The 3,916-nt window shown below is 68.8% G+C and carries 4 protein-coding genes; 1 reads left to right on the plus strand and 3 read right to left on the minus strand.

The features are described from left to right. The 3 genes from ON43_RS14380 to ON43_RS14390 all read right to left on the minus strand — a co-directional run. The coding region (locus ON43_RS14380; protein WP_040807785.1) for a phytoene desaturase family protein at window positions 1-929 on the minus strand (929 nt) is incomplete at its 3' end. Between the two features lie 37 nt (window positions 930-966). Further along, window positions 967-2,505: an FAD-binding protein gene (locus ON43_RS14385; RefSeq protein WP_040807780.1), complete on the minus strand. Its 1,539-nt coding sequence runs from the start codon at window positions 2,503-2,505 to the stop codon at window positions 967-969. Between the two features lie 85 nt (window positions 2,506-2,590). Beyond that, window positions 2,591-3,493: an NADP-dependent oxidoreductase gene (locus ON43_RS14390; protein WP_040807781.1), complete on the minus strand. Its 903-nt coding sequence runs from the start codon at window positions 3,491-3,493 to the stop codon at window positions 2,591-2,593. 66 nt (window positions 3,494-3,559) lie between these two features. On the opposite strand from ON43_RS14390, the gene ON43_RS14395 reads away from it, so the two are divergent. Continuing rightward, on the plus strand, window positions 3,560-3,916 hold a 357-nt coding region (locus ON43_RS14395; protein ID WP_040807782.1), incomplete at its 3' end, for a winged helix-turn-helix transcriptional regulator.

The following is a 3,916-nucleotide window of genomic DNA, read 5'->3' on the forward strand; positions in this document are numbered from 1 at the left end:
ATGTTGATCTTCAGCTGGGCGCCCTCGGGCTTCGGGGCGGACTCGCCCAGCAGTCCGGCCAGCACGTACGGAGCGGCATTCACCAGCACATGGCGCGCGGACGCCGATTCCTCGCGATCACGGTCGGCGAAGCGCACTTCCGCTGTGGCGCCGTCGGTTTCGATGCCAGTGACGGTGCAGCCGGTGCGGATCTCGGCACCAGCCGCGCGGGCCGCCGACGCGAGCGCGTCGGTCAGCGCGCCCATGCCGCCGACCGGGACGTTCCAGTCGCCGGTGCCGCCGCCGATCACGTGGTAGAGAAAGCAGCGGTTCTGTAGCAGCGACGCGTCGTGGGCATGGGTGAAGGTGCCGATGAGCGCGTCGGTGAGCACCACCCCGCGCACGGTGTCGTCGGCGAACCGCGCCTCCACCGTCTCGCCCAGCGGTCGTTCGAAGATCGCCTCCCAGGCGGCGGAATCGTCGATGGTGCGCCGCAATTCGTCGCGGGTGGGCAGCGGGTGGGTCAGGGTCGGGAAGACGCGTTCGGCCAGTCGCCCGGTCATGGCGTAGAAGTCCTGCCAGGCGGCGTAATCGCGTTCGGAACCGGTGACCTGGGCGAAGCTGGCGCGGGTGGCGGCCTCGGAGCCGTTGTCCACCAGCAGCCCGGTGTCGCCGATCGGCGTGTACGACGAGATGCGCCGCTTGCGGGTCTCGAAGCTCAGATCCAGGTCCCGCACAATGCGTTCGGGCAGCAGGCTCACCAGATACGAGTAGCGCGACAGCCGCGCGTCGAATCCCGGGAAGACCCGCTCGGACACGGCCGCCCCACCGGTGTGGTCCGCGCGTTCGAGCACCAGCACCGAACGCCCGGCCCGGGCCAGGTACGCGGCGGCCACCAACCCGTTGTGGCCGCCGCCCACCACGATCACGTCGTAAGCAGCTCGCGTCATGCCGCCCATCGCATCACACTTCGGGCGGCGAACGGGGCTAGCGGGTGCTCATGTCGAGCGCGGCCAAGTGGCTGAACAGGACCGACGCGCCGATCGGGTTGCCGCCGCCGGGGTAGACGGTGCCGCTCACGGCCGCCATGGTGTTGCCCGCCGCGTACAGGCCCGGGATCGGTTCGCCCGCTTCGTTCAGCACGCGTGCCGCCGTGTCGGTGCGCAGGCCGCCCTTGGTGCCCAGATCGGAGATGCCGAAGGCGGCGGCGTGGAAGGGGCCCTTCACGATCGGCGCGAGTGGGGGTTCGCCATTGGAGAAGGCGCGGTCGTAGGCCTCGTCGCCGCGGCCGAAGTCCGGGTCCACACCGTCGGCGGCGAACTTGTTGAAACGGGTGACGGTGGCGACCAAAGCCTCGGCGGGGACGCCGATTTCGGCCGCCAGCTCCTCGAGAGTGTCGGCGGTCTTCCACAGGCCCGCCTCGACATAGCGCTCCGCCTCGACCATCGGCACATTGCTGGCCTTGATCGGCGGCACCAAACCCTCGGCGTCGTCGTAGATCATCCAGAACGGCAGGGTGGCCGAGCCGTCCTCGAGGTGTTCGATGATGTCGCGGCCGAGCCGGTCGTAGGGCGCGGACTCGTTGACGAACCGCTCGCCGGCCTGGTTGACGAAGATGCCGCCGGTGAACCACAGCGCGAAGGCCGCCCGCCCGTCCGGATGGATCAGGCCCGGCGACCACCACGCCTGATCCATCAGATCGGTGTCCGCACCGACCGCGATGCCCGCCTCATGCGCCTTGCCCTGATTTCCGTACGGCCCCATGGTGTCCCGGGCCACGCCGGGTACGCCGTAGCGCCGCCGCAGTTCGTCGTTGCCCTCGAAGCCGCCCGCGGCCAGCAGCACGCCCTTGCGCGCCCGGATGGCCACGCGCTGCCCGTCGCGTTCGACGATCGCGCCGACCACCGCGCCGTCCTCGGTCACCAACTCGACCAGCGGAGTGTTCAGGTGCAGCGACACGTTGGGGTACTTGGCCAGGCCCAACAGGAACCGGCCGACCAGGGCGCGCCCGCCGATCAGATAGTCCGGCTGCGGGTCGCCGTGGCGGTCGGTGCCCAGCGGGCCGCGCACCGATTCGCTCAGCTCGCCCAGCTTGGCGGCCTTCAACGGCGCGGGAACGATGTGGCGCTTGCCGTCGGTGCGGGCCTTGGGGGCCTTACCGAAATAGTCGGGCCACGGGAACATCTGGAACTTGAAAGCCTCATCGGCTTCGAGGTATTCGATGACCTTCGCGCCATTGCGGACGTAGGTCTCCTGCAGTTCGGCCGGGGTGCGGTCGCCGACCACCGAGCGGAAGTAGGTGAGCGCGTCCTCGACGGTGTCGTCCACGCCCTCGCGCATCAGGACCGGGTTGCACGGGAACCAGACGCCGCCGCCACCCGAGTACGAGGTGGTGCCGCCGAATTTGTCGGTGGCCTCGACCACCGCCACGCTCAATCCCTCGCGCGCGGCCGTATAGGCCCCGGCCAGGCCGCCACCGGTTCCTGCCACCAGGACATCGACTTCTTCGTTCCAGTCCGTCACCATTGCTCCCTGAAATCGCGGTCTCTCCGCGACGGTATGCGCAGGGAACGGTGTGCGCATCAACTATCCCGATGGCCGGATGGGCGGGTCAGTCGTTCCAGGGTGTGAGCACGATCTTGCCGCGCACCCGGCCGGATTCGCTGAGCTTGTGGGCCTCGGCGATATCGGCCAGCGACAGCACGCGGTCGATCTCGCCGCGCAGCCGCCCGGCCGTGACGAGGGCGGCGATCTCGGTCAGGTCCGCGCCGGACGGGTGGAAGTAGTGGCGGTGATAGCGGGGATCGTCCAGCGGTTCCTCGCCCTGGGCGTCGATGACGCGGCCGTTCGGTGTGAGCACGTGTAGTGACCGCTCGGAGTAGTCGCCGCCGACGAGATCGAAGGCGATGTCCACGGAATCGATGGCGGTGGTGAAATCGGTTGTCGTGTAATCGATCAGCTCGTCCGTGCCCAGTCCGCGCAGGAACTCGTGATTGGCGGTGCGGGCGGTGCCGATCACATACGCGCCGCGCGCCTTCGCGATCTGCACGGCCAGATGGCCAACGCCGCCCGCTGCCGCGTGCACCAGAACGCGCTGGCCCGCTTGCACTTCGGGCAGCGCCTGCCAGGCGGTGAGCACGGCCGTCGGCAGGGCGGCGGCATGCACGTGATCGAGCGCCTCCGGTTTGTGTGCGAGGAATCCCGCGGGTGTCACGACGTATTCGGCGTATGCCCCGTTTCGGCTCACCACATTGCCGAAAACCTCGTCACCGGGCGCGAATTCGGTGACATCCGCGCCGATCTCGGTCACCACACCCGACAGATCGAAGCCGAGCGTGAACGGCGGCGGACCCAGCTTGGTGACCTCACCCTTGCGCAGCTTCCAGTCGGCCGCGTTGATCGATGTGGCCGCCACCCGGACCAGTACCTCACCCAGACCGGGCCGCGGAATGTCGACCTCCACCGTCTCCAGAACATCGGGTCCGCCGAGGGTGCGCTGCGTGATCGTCTTCATGCTCTCGATCCTGCGCCGGGTAGTATCCGAGCGGAAGAAGGCACTATTTCGATCCCGAGGTACCTCATGGATACCACCCCTGACTGGGAGCCATACGGAAATCTGGTGGAAAGCTACCTCCGGCGCTGCCCCGCCCGCGACATACTCGCGGTGCTCGCGGACAAGTGGGTGCTGCTGGTGCTGGGCACGCTGCGCAAGGAGGGCGGCCCGATCCGGTTCAACGAATTGCGCCGCCGCCTCGACGGCATCACCCAGAAGGTGCTCACCCGCACCCTGCGCGATCTGGAACGCGACGGGCTGGTGCGGCGCACCGTGTATCCGACGGTGCCGCCGCGGGTCGAGTACACACTGACCGATCTCGGGGCGGACCTCGGGCAGATCACGCACGCCATGGGGCAGTGGGCGCTGCGGCACGCGGATGAG

Source organism: Nocardia concava NBRC 100430, from assembly GCF_000308815.1.
GTDB classification, from domain to species: Bacteria; Actinomycetota; Actinomycetes; order Mycobacteriales; family Mycobacteriaceae; genus Nocardia; species Nocardia concava.